The organism is Exiguobacterium flavidum, assembly GCF_003344535.1.
Lineage (GTDB): Bacteria > Bacillota > Bacilli > Exiguobacteriales > Exiguobacteriaceae > Exiguobacterium_A > Exiguobacterium_A flavidum.
The window spans coordinates 133,695-146,369 of the sequence record NZ_QPKS01000008.1; the positions used below are offsets into that span (position 1 = coordinate 133,695).

Consider the following 12,675-nt stretch of genomic DNA (forward strand, 5'->3'; position numbering starts at 1 on the left):
ATCCCTCAATACGACCTCCTCTTTCATAGAAAAGAATAAAAACAAGATAAAACTTTTAGTAAAAAAATGTTGCATTATTTAGCTAAACCCGTTAAATTTTATTTGAAAGCGTTTACAACACTTCCTAAGGAGGATTCATATGAACATCAAAAAACTCGGGGTCGTAGCTTCCACAGGGCTATTAGTCTTTTCACTCGCAGCGTGTGGCGGAGCCGACTCCTCAAGCGACAACGGCAAGACCCAGATCAAGTTCATCAATGGATTTACAGGCGGCGACGGTGCCTACATGACGAAGATCGTCAAAGGCTTCAACGAAAGCCAGGACAAGTACGAGGTCGTCCAGTCCCAAGAGAAGGATCACTATACGAAATACAAGTCGGGGAACTATGACCTCGTCGTCATCCACGAGACGAACTTGAAGACGTATTCGAAGGATCAACTGATCCAGGACGCAGGACCCTTCATGAAGAAGGCTGGTCTTAATAAGGAAGACTTCAGCGAGGCAGGTATCCAATCCGGATCGGTCGAAGACCAGATGTACGGTGTCCCGCTCGACATCCATCCGCTGACGATGTTCTATAACAAGGAATTGACGAAGGAAGCACCTAAGGACTATGCCGAACTCAAGAAACTCGGTGAGACGCTCCAAGCGAAGGATTCGAACCTCTATGCGTTCGGTCTGCCGTCGACCGGTTTGACGACGTTCTACTTCACGGCAGCAGCCGCGCAGAACGGGATCAACCTCGAGAAGGACGGCTACCTCGACTTCACGCAGGAGGCGTATGCCGATGCACTGATGCAGTACCACGACATGATCTTCAAGGACAACGCGTCGCCTGACAAGCTCGGTCTCGATGGCGAGTTCCAGGCGTTCATGAAGTCAGCGGACGAAGGCGCGAAACAGGCTGCCGTAACAATGACCGGCCCTTGGTACTACCAGGCGGTCAAGGAGAAATACGGCGACAACCTCGGAATCGGCGCGATGCCGACTCTGTTCAAGACAGCCGCAACGACTGGGAACGCCCATACGATCTCAGTCGCAGCAGCGGTCAAGGACGACAAAGTGAAGGACGGGATCTCCGAGTTCCTGAAATACCTCTACACGCCGGAGAACCTCGCGAACTGGGCTGAGTCGGGCCAAGCGCCTTCCCATCTCGCGACGATCGACTTGATCTCGAAGGACGCGAAGAAGTACGAACTGGCCGCGAAGAACCAGGAGCAGCTCAAATCCTACGTGGCGGCACCGCGTGTCTATCAGTTCGACGAGCAGCTCCGCTACATGAACGAAGTCGTCTTCACGAAGTTGACGAACGAACCGAACCTGACAAAAGAGGCGCTCATGAGCGAACTTGAAAAAGCGACGAAAGCCGCAAAACAAATCGCAGGTACTCAATAAGCTGAAGGATGAATCAGTGCAGGGTGCCCTGCACTGATTTTTCATGAAGGAGGCTCTTGCCCATGCACATGTCCAACCGCTCCAAATGGTTTGGGTTCATCTTCGTCGTCCCATTCCTCATCAGCTTTCTCGTCTTCTGGCTGACCCCGCTCCTGTACGGCGTCTGGATCAGCCTGCACGACTTCCGCCTCTCGGTCGGAAACAACGGATTCATCGGCTTGAAGAACTATGTCGACATCCTCACGCCGGATACGCTCTACTACAACACCTTCGTCAACGCACTCAAGAACACGCTCATGTTCATCGTCCTGAGCGTGCCGCCCCTCGTCTTGATCAGCCTCGCCCTCGCCTTGTTGATCGAGCACCTGCCGAAGAAGCTGAAGACGTTCTTCCGGACGGTCTTCTTCCTGTCCTACTCGATCTCGGTCACGGCCGTCTCCGCCATCTACTTGTGGCTGTTCGGCGCGAACGGCGGATTCATCAACAACCTTCTCTTGAAGGCGAAGATGATCGAGGCCCCGATCAACTGGACCGGCGATCAGCCGTACGCCTGGCTCGTCATCGTCATCGCAACTGTCTGGTGGACGATCGGCTTCAACATGCTGCTCTTCGTCAACGCCCTCGACGAGGTCGACGGTGCGCTCTACGAGGCGGCTGATCTCGACGGCGCGTCCGCATGGCATAAGTTCCGTTTCATCACGCTTCCTGAGATCCGCAACATCTCGATCTTCGTCATGATCACGACGGTCATCGCCTCGTTCAACCTGTACGGGCAGTCCCTCCTGATCACGCGAGGCGGTCCGGCCCAGTCGACGACGTCGCTCATCATGGGCATCAACACGACCGTCTTCGGCAACAACCAGCTCGGCGTCGGTTCCGCGATGGCGCTCCTGATGGGGATCATCATGATGGTCATCACCGGCGTCCAGTACTTTGCGTCGTACCGGAGCGAGAAGGAAGAGGCGCCGCGTCCGCTCGAAGAGAAGAAACGCTTCAAACGCGCGATCAACCTCGGACCGACGAACGTCAACCAGCAGCCGGCCGCTACGACTGACAAAAAGGAGCGAGAACTATGAGACAGAAACGAACGAAATCGATCATCCTCGTCACGGTCGCCTCACTACTCGCCGTGCTCTTCATCTTCCCGCTCGTCTGGATGGTCTTCACCTCCTTCAAGACGCTCAGCGAATCACTCGCGAGCGCCTCGCTCCTGCCGCGGGAATGGACGCTTGCGAACTATGCGAGCATCTTCTCGGCGTCCGCCGACTCGAACATGGTCCAGTGGACGATCAACACGGCGATCGTGACGCTGATCGGGACGGCGCTCGTCATCTTCGTCGACGTGCTCGCGGCCTATGCGCTCGCGCGGCTCAACATCCCGGGGAAGAAGGTCATCCTCGGCATCGTCGTCGTCGCCTTGACGGTCCCGGGCATCGTCACCTTGTTCCCGGCGTTCTATCTGTTCAAGAGCGTCGATCTGCTCGACACTTATGCCCCGCTCATCTTGCCGTACTCCGCCGGGACGCTCGGGGTGTTCCTCATCTACAACTTCCTGCGTTCCTTCCCGAAGGAACTCGAGGAAGCAGCCTACCTCGACGGCGCCTCCCAGTGGCAGGTGTTGACGCAAGTCATCTTCCCGTCGATCAAACCGGTCGTCACGACGCTCGGCGTCGTCACGTTCCTCGCCATCTACAACGACTTCCTCTGGCCGTCGCTCGTCACGAACAGCGATGAGATGAAGACGCTGACGCTCGGCGTCGCGACGCTCGTCCAAGGATCGAACTTCGTCAACCCGGCGGCGATGATGGCGTCGACGGTCGTCGCGACCGTCCCGGCCCTGCTCATCTTCCTCTGGGCGAACAAATATTTCGTCAAAGGCGTCACCAATTCCGGCATCAAGTAAGGAGAGACTATGCGAACGACCCATCTTCCAGTCGAGACACGAGAGCGCAGCGAAATCCATATGCGGGACCCGTTCGTCTTCCCTGACGCCTCTACCGCGACGTATTACCTGTACGGCACGACGTGCGCGGACGGCATCGGCGACATCGAGCCGGGCTTCCATGTCTACACGAGTACAGACCTGAAGGCGTGGACCGGTCCCTACCTCGCGTTCGATCCGCCCGTAGGCTTCTGGGGCGTACGGCATTACTGGGCACCCGAGGTCCACGCCGTCGACGGCGCCTACTGGATGCTTGCGACATGCAAGGGCCGGATCGGCGTCCACCGCGGCACGACGATCCTCCGCTCGGACCATCCGGCCGGACCTTACGTACCGCTTGCGAATCAGGCGGCGACGCCGCCGGACGAGGAGGCGCTCGACGGCACGCTCCATACGGAGGACGGACGGCGTTTCCTCGTCTATTGCCACGAGTGGACTCAGCTGCACGACGGGGAGATCAAGGCGGTCGAGCTCAAGGACGGTCGCCCGCTCGGCGCCCCGTTCCGGATCCTCCGGGCCGGGACCCAGTCCTGGATCCGAAAGTTCCGTGACCCCCGCATCCAAAAGGACGGCTACCTGACTGATGCCCCGTTCCTGTACCGGGCACGAAACGGTGATCTGCTCCTGTTCTGGTCGAGCTATGCCGACGCCTCGATCACAGGCGGCGCCGGCGGCTATACCGTCGCCGTCACCCGTTCGACGTCAGGCTCGATCTTCGGGCCCTGGACGGAGGACGAGGCGCTCTTCCTCGACAAGGACGCCGGCCATTCCAGCCTGTTCCGGACGTTCCAGGGCGAGCTGATGCTGTGCACCCACTCGCCGGACACGCCGCACGGGATGGAGCGCCCCGCCTTTTTCAACTTGACCGAGACGGACGACGGACTACGTATCCACTACTGACCAAAAGGAGAATCTATCTATGACTACTGCTCACTATCCACGACCGCAATTCGTGCGGAAGGATTGGCAAACGCTCGACGGCCCCTGGGCCTTCGCGTTCGACGACGAGAACGCGGGACGAACGGAACGTTGGCAGGAGACGCATGCGTTCCCGCTGACGATCGAAGTCCCCTTCGCCTATCAGACGGAGCGGAGCGGCATCCACGATCCGGGCTTCCATGACGTCGTCTGGTACGAGCGGACGTTCTCGGTGCCAGCGGACTGGACCGGGCGCGTCGTCCTGCACTTCGGCGCCGTCGACTACTTCACGTCGGTCTACCTCAACGGCCGGCTCGCCGGTGAGCACGAAGGCGGACAAACGCCGTTCTCGTTCGACATCACCGACTTGCTGCAAGGCGGGACGGAACGCGTCACGGTCCGCGTCTTCGATCCGTCGACCGACGAGACGATTCCGCGCGGTAAACAGTTCTGGCACGAGCAGCCGGATTCGATCTGGTACACGCGAACGACCGGCATCTGGCAGACCGTCTGGCTCGAGCACGTCCCTATGGCATCGACCAAACGCGTCCGTGTCACGCCGGACCTCGACAAGGGCGAAGCCCGCTTTTCGTTCGACGTCTCCCCGGCAGCGGTCGGCTTGACGCTCGAGACCGAGATCCGGTTCGGCGAAGAGCTCGTCAGCCTGGAGCAGACGCGCCTCGTCCGCACGACGGTGACGCGCGCCGTCAACGTGATGGGGCCGCACATCTTCCATACGAACTTCCACCACGACGGACGGACATGGACGCCGGAGAACCCGAACCTGTTCGACGTCACATACCGCCTCAAGGACGGCGAACACGTCGTCGATGAGGTCGCGTCCTACTTCGGGATGCGCAAGATCCATACCGAGGGCGGGATGTTCTACCTGAACAACAAGCCCTACTACCAGAAGCTCGTCCTCGACCAAGGGTACTGGCGCGAGAGCCTGCTCACCCCGCCGTCTGACGACGCGCTGAAGCGAGACATCCTGCTCGCGAAGGAGATGGGCTTCAACGGCTGCCGCAAACACCAGAAGGTCGAGGACCCGCGCTTCCTCTACCACGCGGACCGGATCGGATACCTCGTCTGGGGCGAATCGGCCGCTTCCGCCTTCTATACGGAAGACGCGGCGGCACGGCTGACGAAGGAATGGATCGAGATCGTCGAGCGCGACTACAACCACCCGTCGCTCGTCGCCTGGGTCCCGCTCAACGAGAGCTGGGGCATCCAGCTCGTCCGCTCCGATGCGATGCAGCAGCACCATTCGCAGGCGATGTATCACTTGATCCATTCGCTCGACGGGACGCGCCCGGTCATCTCGAACGACGGCTGGGAGCTGACGGTGACCGACATCTGCGCGATCCATAACTACAACCACGGCCAGGACGAGGAGACGGCGAAGTATGACGCCTACCGCCAGGATCTCGCGACGAAAGACGACCTGCTCGCTTCGCAGCCGGCGCGCCGGCGCATCTACGCGAACGGCTTCGCGCACCAGGGGGAGCCGATCCTGCTGACGGAGTTCGGCGGCATCGGCTACAAGATCGGCGGAGATGCCGGCTGGGGCTACACGTCGGTCACGGACGGTGACGCCTTCCTGAAGGATTACGCCCGTATCCTGGACGCCGTCTACGCGTCGCGCGCCCTGCACGGCTATTGCTATACGCAATTGACGGACGTCGAACAGGAGATCAACGGCTTGCTAACATACGACCGCGAGCCGAAGGTCCCGCTCGAGGCGATCCGCCGCATCAACGACCAGTGGCATGATGAAACACGTTGACCGAACACGCGCCTTGTCGAACCGGATGTCACCGTCCTGCTTCGACGGGGCGTTTTTGACAAATGATTGTTTAGAAGGAGGCAGCTATGCGACGAACGACTTGGATCATCGTCACGCTCATCGCGATCGCGGCGGCCGCCTTCACCGGATGGACCTTCCTGCGGACGGATCCGGTGACGAAGGCGGACACGTTCATGAACCCGGTGCTGCCGGACGGGGCTGACCCGTTCATGACGAAGCACGACGACGAATATGTGTACACGCAGACGACCGGCAGCAACGTCACGCTCTGGCGGACCGACGCCCCAACGCAAGTCGGCTCCGCCGAATCGAAGGTGATCTGGCAGCCGTCAAAAGGCGAACGTGACATCTGGGCGCCCGAGGTCCACTTCCTGAACGGGCGCTGGTACGTCTATTACGCGGCCGTCTTGCCGGGAGAGAACCACAAGATGTACGTGCTCGAATCCGCGACCGCGGACCCGTTCTCGGAGTATATGGAAAAAGGCGTCATCGAGGACGACACCGGCAAGTGGGCGATCGACGGGACGGTCCTGTCGAACGACGGGAAGCTCTATTTCGTCTGGTCGGGCTGGGAAGGCAATGACAACGTCAGCCAGCACCTCTACATCGCCGAGATGTCTGACCCGACGACGATCTCAAGCAAGCGCGTCGAGCTGTCCCGCCCGACATTCACCTGGGAAATGTTCGGCGCCCCGCCGTCGATCAACGAAGGACCTCAGATTTTGACGAAGGGCGAGCACGTCCATATCGTCTATTCCGCGAGCGGCAGCTGGACGGACTTCTATCAGCTCGGTCTCCTGTCGACGACCCGCGATCAGGACATGCTGGATCCCGATGCCTGGACGAAGCGGGAGGAGCCGGTCTTCACTTCGAGCGGCGACGTCTTCGGACCGGGCCACGCGTCGTTCATCACTTCGCCGGACGGAGAAGAGGACTGGATCGTCTATCACGCGGCGCGTGCGAAGGGAAGCGGCTGGACGCGAAACGTCCGGATGCAGCCGTTCACGTGGCAGGACGGCTTCCCCGTCTTCAAGAAACCGCTCGATACGGATCAGGCACTCTCGCTACCCTCCGGAGAAGAGAACAGCCTGCTGGTCGAGCCGGGCACGTCGACGCTTGCGCCAGATCAGCCACTCCAGTTACGGCTTCCGATTCCGGCGTCCGGGCGCTACCAGCTCGTCGTCCATCTGAAGAACAAGGAAGAGGTCCCGCTCACCTTGATCGCCAATGACAAGGAGACGCGTAGCCTCGCCCTGCCGAACAAAGGACAGACGGCCACGCAAAACATCGTCCTGTTCAATGGACAGTCATTCGATAAGGGTACTGCGAGCTTGACGCTCAAGAGCGCACGCGCATGCGAACTGACGCGAATCGAGTTGCGAAAGGTGAAGTGATGCGTGTTTCTCGACCATCCGTCAAACGAAAGGAGGAATTGCGAATCGCAACCCCTCCTTTTTCGTTCGACTGCCTCTCGCAGTTCCACACCGAATACCAATATATGTTATTTTTAGAAGGACGAGCACGAAGGCCTTGCACAGGTCCGCGGGCTGAAAAATCAACGAGAAGGAGTGCATACGATGAACACCTACATCTTCGACATGGACGGGACGCTGTTCCAAACCGACAGCATTCTCGAACTGTCCTTGGCAGACACGTTCAGCCATCTAGAATCACTTGGCTGTTGGAACGGTCCTGCTCCACTGAAGACCTACCGCGAAATCATGGGCGTGCCGCTGCCGCGCGTCTGGGAGATCCTGCTTCCCGATCAGCCAGATGGCGTCCGGCTTCAGGCCGATCGTCATTTTCTCGACAGCTTGATCCGCAACATCAAGCACGACAAGGGCGCCCTCTATCCGAACGCTATTGCACTCCTGGAACACTTGAAGGAGAAGGGATGCGAGATCTTCATCGCGAGCAACGGGCACGCCTTACCTTGAAAGCCTCGTCGCCCATTACGGACTCGACCAGTTCGTCACCGAGACGTTCAGCATCGAACGCACGACGTCCCTCAACAAATCCGACCTCGTCCGGCTCATCCTCGAGCAGCATGGCGTCAAGGAAGCCGTCGTCGTCGGTGACCGTCTGTCCGACTTCAAGGCCGCGCAAGACAACGGTCTCCTGTCGATCGGCTGCCGGTTCGATTTCGCAAGCGAGGCAGAGCTGGCCCTAGCGGACTTCGTCGTCGAAGACTTGGCTGACATCAAAAACCTTTCTCTTACGTCCCTGTCGAAGTCCTGACGACCATTGGATTGCTATTGAACATTCCATGGAATGACAAACAGACCTGCCCGCGAGCAGGTCTGTTTGCATGAGTCGCTTGCGCCACACCAGACGGGTCGGATTGATCTACTGCCGAATCGTCGGCAACTCCCCGTCGTAATCGAAGATGACATCGATCGTCGAACGGTTGACGACGATATAGCCCTTCCTTCCGCCAATCGTGAGATTCACCAGCTTCTCATCCGTGAACGTCATGTTCTCCTTGACCAGCTTCACGAGCTGATCCGTCTCCTTCGTCCCTCTGCCAAAGAAACCGGACAGCCCAAGTTCAAGCGCCTGCACCCCGTTTTTCTGTGCAAAAGGATACTTGTGGTATCGGTTCATCACGAACGTCATCGCTGAGAGCTTGTTCGAGTCGTATTCCCCGATGACGAACAGGTAGTCCTGTTTCGCCGCTTCCGTCGCGCCGATGAGATATGCGTTCACGAATTGTAGTCCGTACTCGTTCTTCGCCTCGAACACCTTACGGGAATCGTTCACGAAGGTCGGCGTCGTCAACAGCTTCAGCGAGTCGGCTTTACTGAGGAACTTCGCTTGCGCCGGTGACGCAGGCTTGTAGTCCTTCACGCGAGAAGCGGTCACCCAGCCTGTCTTACCGGCGTAGACGACCTTATAGTAGCCGGACAGCTTCGTCGTCGACGTGACGACCTTCCCTTTTGGAATCGTCACGAGCGCCTTCTTGCCGGAAGTCGTTTTCGAGTACAGAGGTGTCGCGGCAGTCGTCGTGAACTGCTTCGCCTTGAACTTCTCCTCCTTTGCTGAGGCCGCCGCCTTCTTCAAATACCTCGCGTTGACGTATCCCGTCTTGCTGCCATAGGTCACCTTCGACCAGGTCTTGCCGTGGCTGATCACCTTGACGGCTCGTCCTTTCGGAATCTTCACGAGTACCTTGTTTGTGATAGACGCTCCTGCGCGTAGATTCAGCGCCTCCGTCGTCGCATAGACGGTCGCGGCCTCGACATGGACAGGCTCCTGCATCGGCATGCCGTCGATCGTTCCTGCCGTCAGCAGGACGCCGAGCGACAATCCGATGTTCTTGATGAATCGTTTGTTCAAATCCAGCACTCCCTCATCGTTCTCATTTTTTTCCGTATGTACCTCAATCCGGCTCAGAAAGAACAGGCAGCGCCCTCGAACGCTGCCTCCGAAGTCCCGGTCTAGCATTCATCACGAAGTAGTAGCGGACCTCCCTTGTTTCTTCAACCAACTGACTGCGAACAAAATCCCAATCAAAATCGGCACGACCCCGATCGGAAAGTCGCCCCACTCGAAGTAGATCAAAAAGAACACGCCGGCCGCGATGAATCCGACAGCACCGACGAGATCGTATTTCCAGGCGACGATCAGGATGAGCAGGAGCGGAATGCTCGTCAACCAGTTCTTAGCAAAGAAATTCTCTACCGTATAGCCCTTGAGTTCCAACGACTCCCAGGCGAGGAACAGGATGTCGAGGATGGCGACGACACGAGCCGCCCAGTAGAAAAAGCTGTTCCTTCCGCGAAGCAAGACGGCCATGACGATGAGCAACAAAAGAAGCAAGAGCGGCCAATACGAACCGACGAAATCATACATGATTTCCCTCCTCCTATCTGTTCGACTCTCCCTATTCTTCACATACCCGTTCTTTTTAGGAGTCAAATAGGTATCGAAACTGTTCGGTTCTTATGAGGTCATCCATTACGGATACCTGAAGCGAGCAAAGACGACCGGACTGCTCCTCGCTTCTTGGATTGTCCTCGAAACGCCCCAGTCAGACCCACTCTTTCTTGTGCGCCTGAATGAACCGGACGTCCGTGTCATAATGATCGGCATGCCCCTCGTCGAGCATCTTCTGAAACGCTACGTCCCCCTCACTCGCCTTCCTGCGAATCGTCCCGCTGAGTGCCGCCACCCGCAGGACGACCATCTCGAACAGTTCGCGTTCCTGCCCTGGTTTCCCGTAGGTTTCGAGGAACAGGCGGACTCTCCGCTTGATCCGCTCCGCGTCGCGCATCGCCTCGTAATGGATCGTCTCGCCCGTCTCGGAATGGTACAGCCGGCTGAGCGGTGCGAACGTGTACAGCGTATAGGCGACGTCCCAGAGGCGCGGACCAGGCGCCGCCATGTCGAAGTCGATCACGCCGACCGGTCTCTCTTGATCAAAAATGACATTGTAGACGGCAAAATCGTTGTGGCAGATGACTTCGAGCGGCTCAGGTGTCTCAGGCATCGCCTCCCATCCGGTAAGCGGAAAGTCGCTGACGGCATCATGATACTGACGAAGCATCGCTGCGGCCTCGACCAGCACCTCGTCCGACCACATGTAGTCTTTGAGCGGATAGTCGCCCGCCTCACCTGCGACAAAGGACAGCATTTCGCGCCCTTGTTCGTCGACGCCTAAAAAGCGCGGGACGGTCGTTAGCCCCTTCGCCTCGAGGTGGCGCAACAAACGGTGAACCTTGTCGCTCCCGGGCTTCGTCTCGCGCCGGACCGTGTCACCGACCTTGAAGACCGACGAGACGTTCCCGCCGGTCAAGCGTTCTTCCTGTTCTCTTGCGTTTTCCATTTTAACTCCCCCTTAGGTGCGGACGAGGTGTCCGCGATTCTCGCGGAAGCGGGCCGGACTGCACCCGACCCATTTCGCGAAATGGCCGTTGAACTGGGCCGGACTGCTGAAGCCGACGGCGAGGCTGATCTGCAGAAGGTTCGCGTCCGAATAGCGTAGCAGCTCCTTCGCCCGCGCGAGGCGCCGCCATGTCACATATTGATACGGCGTGAACCCGGTCGCCTGCTTGAAGCTGCGGATGAACTGGTACTTGCTCTGGAGCGCGATCGCGCTCAGCGTCTCGATCCGGATCGGTTCAGCGAAGTGCGTCTCGATATAGGCGAGGACGGTAGCAATCGGATCAGAGCTGCTTGCCTGCTCGATTGTCGGAAGCTCCCCGGAGAGATGGTCTGCGAGGTAGGCGAAGCAGTCGTCCTCGAGCTCCTCAAGTGACCGCCCGCCTTCCAAGGCGTGCTTCGTCCATCGCGCAAGCTCTTGCTTCAACGCGAACGGCACGAAGTACTGGGATTCATCGAGTTCGATCGCCGATTCAGTCCCTGCCTGTCTCCTGATCCACTCCTCGAACGCCGCCCGCTTGAACCGGATCAAGGCAAAGGAGCCCGCCCCGACCGGGTTGAACGGGGAATGCGTCACGCCCGGCCGGATCAGGATCGCCTCTCCATCCTGGAGACGGAACTCGCGGCTGTCGAGCCTGACGCCGATTTTCCCTTCAAGCGCGATCGTCACGGCGATCCTGGATCGGCTCCTTCATCGCGCAGAGATCGTCCAGATGGACGAAGAAAGCTACCGGATGAGATATCGTTCGACGATCTTCGCCCCAGAACAGGAAACAAATCGATGATCGGAACGTGTTGTGGTTAAATCATCGCGAAATGACTTTTCATCATGACGGTCACACCTGTACGTATCAGGCAGTGACTGCAACGGAACGCCGATCGCGTTGCGTGCGAAAGAGGAAGGCTGTAACCGTCAATTAGAATCGGTCAATTTATAACAATTATAGATGTCAGTTTCCAACAATTAAGGTTGCACAGATGGTTCAGTGAATAAAGTTTTTCGATATTTCATCCGGATGCTGTCCGTCTCTTCGCCGAACGTGATGATTTCACTCCGGTGGAGTAGCCTGTCCAGGATTGCCGTCGTCAGGGTGGGATCGCCCAAGAATTTACCCCACTCGTTCGGTCCTTTATTGGATGTGAGGATGAAGGCCGCATGATCATACATGTCATAGATGAACTGGAAGAAAAGGTGGGCTTCTTGCGGATCATAGGTCATGTACATGACATCGTCGATGATGATGAGGTCCGAGTCCACGATCCTTTTGTAGCGCGTCTCCGACTTCCTCAGATGATCGCGTGTCTTCAGGATGTAGATGAGATGCGTCATCGACACGAAGGACACTTGATGACCGTTGCTGATCGCATGGATGCCTAAGGCAATCGAGAGATGCGTCTTCCCGACGCCCGTCGGGCCCATCAGGATTAGGGTGAAGAATTCCCCCACCCAGTTCAACTCCTTCAGGACGTTCAGGTTCTTCTCCCCGAGCGCGTTCTGTTCTCGGATGTCGTAACTTTCGAACGTCTTCTGCTCGGGGAAGTCTGCCCATTTCATCAGGCGCTCGATGTTTTTCTGTTCCCTGCAGTCCAGCTCATACGTCAGAATCTCGTGTACGAGTTCATGATAGGTCCATCCCTTCAACTCCGCCTCCCGAAGGAGGCGAGGCAGCTCCTTCGCCGTCTCCGCGAGTCGGAGCGTCCTGCACTTGTCTTGCAGACCGCCGTACAGAT

The 12,675-nt window shown here is 58.2% G+C and carries 12 protein-coding genes and 1 pseudogene; 8 read left to right on the forward strand and 5 right to left on the reverse strand.

Features of this window, described 5'->3' with window-relative positions; translation table 11 throughout:
• Positions 1–139 precede the first annotated feature (139 nt).
• The 7 genes and pseudogenes from DFG60_RS09470 (at position 140) to DFG60_RS09500 (ending at position 8,301) form a co-directional block, all read left to right on the forward strand.
• The gene (locus tag DFG60_RS09470) at positions 140–1,396 is read left to right on the forward strand and encodes a type 2 periplasmic-binding domain-containing protein (protein WP_114571521.1); all 1,257 of its coding nucleotides are present in this window, start codon (positions 140–142) and stop codon (positions 1,394–1,396) included.
• 62 nt (positions 1,397–1,458) lie between these two features.
• Complete coding sequence (locus DFG60_RS09475) at positions 1,459–2,472, forward strand: carbohydrate ABC transporter permease (RefSeq protein WP_114571522.1); 1,014 nt, start codon at positions 1,459–1,461, stop codon at positions 2,470–2,472.
• The gene (locus tag DFG60_RS09480; protein WP_114571523.1) at positions 2,469–3,299 is read left to right on the forward strand and encodes a carbohydrate ABC transporter permease; all 831 of its coding nucleotides are present in this window, start codon (positions 2,469–2,471) and stop codon (positions 3,297–3,299) included. Before DFG60_RS09475 ends, DFG60_RS09480 begins: the two co-directional genes overlap by 4 nt.
• A 9-nt stretch (positions 3,300–3,308) precedes the next feature.
• Positions 3,309–4,238: a glycoside hydrolase family 43 protein gene (locus tag DFG60_RS09485; RefSeq protein ID WP_114571524.1), complete on the forward strand. Its 930-nt coding sequence runs from the start codon at positions 3,309–3,311 to the stop codon at positions 4,236–4,238.
• A 19-nt stretch (positions 4,239–4,257) separates the two neighbouring features.
• Positions 4,258–6,042, forward strand: coding sequence for a glycoside hydrolase family 2 protein (locus DFG60_RS09490; protein WP_114571525.1), 1,785 nt, complete (start codon positions 4,258–4,260; stop codon positions 6,040–6,042).
• Positions 6,043–6,128: 86 nt separating this feature from the next.
• Positions 6,129–7,457: a glycoside hydrolase family 43 protein gene (locus DFG60_RS09495; protein WP_114571526.1), complete on the forward strand. Its 1,329-nt coding sequence runs from the start codon at positions 6,129–6,131 to the stop codon at positions 7,455–7,457.
• A 183-nt stretch (positions 7,458–7,640) separates the two neighbouring features.
• Positions 7,641–8,301 (forward strand): annotated as a pseudogene (locus DFG60_RS09500) (HAD-IA family hydrolase).
• Between the two features lie 108 nt (positions 8,302–8,409).
• Here the strand turns inward: DFG60_RS09500 and DFG60_RS09505 are convergent.
• The 4 genes from DFG60_RS09505 to DFG60_RS09520 form a co-directional block, all read right to left on the reverse strand.
• The gene (locus DFG60_RS09505; protein WP_157964519.1) at positions 8,410–9,399 is read right to left on the reverse strand and encodes an SH3 domain-containing protein; all 990 of its coding nucleotides are present in this window, start codon (positions 9,397–9,399) and stop codon (positions 8,410–8,412) included.
• 111 nt (positions 9,400–9,510) lie between these two features.
• Positions 9,511–9,915 (reverse strand): DUF7670 domain-containing protein, encoded by a 405-nt coding sequence (locus DFG60_RS09510; RefSeq protein WP_114571528.1) that lies wholly within the window; start codon positions 9,913–9,915, stop codon positions 9,511–9,513.
• A 178-nt stretch (positions 9,916–10,093) separates the two neighbouring features.
• On the reverse strand, positions 10,094–10,888 hold the full coding sequence (locus DFG60_RS09515; RefSeq protein ID WP_114571529.1) for a phosphotransferase enzyme family protein: 795 nt from the start codon (positions 10,886–10,888) through the stop codon (positions 10,094–10,096).
• A 12-nt stretch (positions 10,889–10,900) separates the two neighbouring features.
• Positions 10,901–11,614, reverse strand: a complete 714-nt coding sequence (locus tag DFG60_RS09520) for an AraC family transcriptional regulator (protein WP_157964520.1) — start codon at positions 11,612–11,614, stop codon at positions 10,901–10,903.
• Between the two features lie 7 nt (positions 11,615–11,621).
• Here DFG60_RS09520 and DFG60_RS13790 point away from each other — a divergent pair, with 7 nt between their 5' ends.
• The gene (locus DFG60_RS13790) at positions 11,622–11,729 is read left to right on the forward strand and encodes a hypothetical protein (RefSeq protein ID WP_232818688.1); all 108 of its coding nucleotides are present in this window, start codon (positions 11,622–11,624) and stop codon (positions 11,727–11,729) included.
• A gap of 179 nt (positions 11,730–11,908) precedes the next feature.
• Here DFG60_RS13790 and istB read toward each other — a convergent pair whose 3' ends face one another.
• Positions 11,909–12,673, reverse strand: coding sequence for an IS21-like element helper ATPase IstB (istB, locus tag DFG60_RS09525; protein ID WP_114571399.1), 765 nt, complete (start codon positions 12,671–12,673; stop codon positions 11,909–11,911).
• Positions 12,674–12,675 lie beyond the last annotated feature (2 nt).

Coding starts and splice junctions, on each gene's coding strand:
- DFG60_RS09495 (WP_114571526.1), top strand. CDS start 6,129: ATGCGACGAACGACTTGGATCATCGTCACGCTCATCGCGATCGCGGCG.
- DFG60_RS09490 (WP_114571525.1), top strand. CDS start 4,258: ATGACTACTGCTCACTATCCACGACCGCAATTCGTGCGGAAGGATTGG.
- DFG60_RS09475 (WP_114571522.1), top strand. CDS start 1,459: ATGCACATGTCCAACCGCTCCAAATGGTTTGGGTTCATCTTCGTCGTC.
- DFG60_RS09480 (WP_114571523.1), top strand. CDS start 2,469: ATGAGACAGAAACGAACGAAATCGATCATCCTCGTCACGGTCGCCTCA.
- DFG60_RS09470 (WP_114571521.1), top strand. CDS start 140: ATGAACATCAAAAAACTCGGGGTCGTAGCTTCCACAGGGCTATTAGTC.
- DFG60_RS09510 (WP_114571528.1), bottom strand. CDS start 9,915: ATGTATGATTTCGTCGGTTCGTATTGGCCGCTCTTGCTTCTTTTGTTG.
- DFG60_RS09485 (WP_114571524.1), top strand. CDS start 3,309: ATGCGAACGACCCATCTTCCAGTCGAGACACGAGAGCGCAGCGAAATC.
- DFG60_RS09515 (WP_114571529.1), bottom strand. CDS start 10,888: ATGGAAAACGCAAGAGAACAGGAAGAACGCTTGACCGGCGGGAACGTC.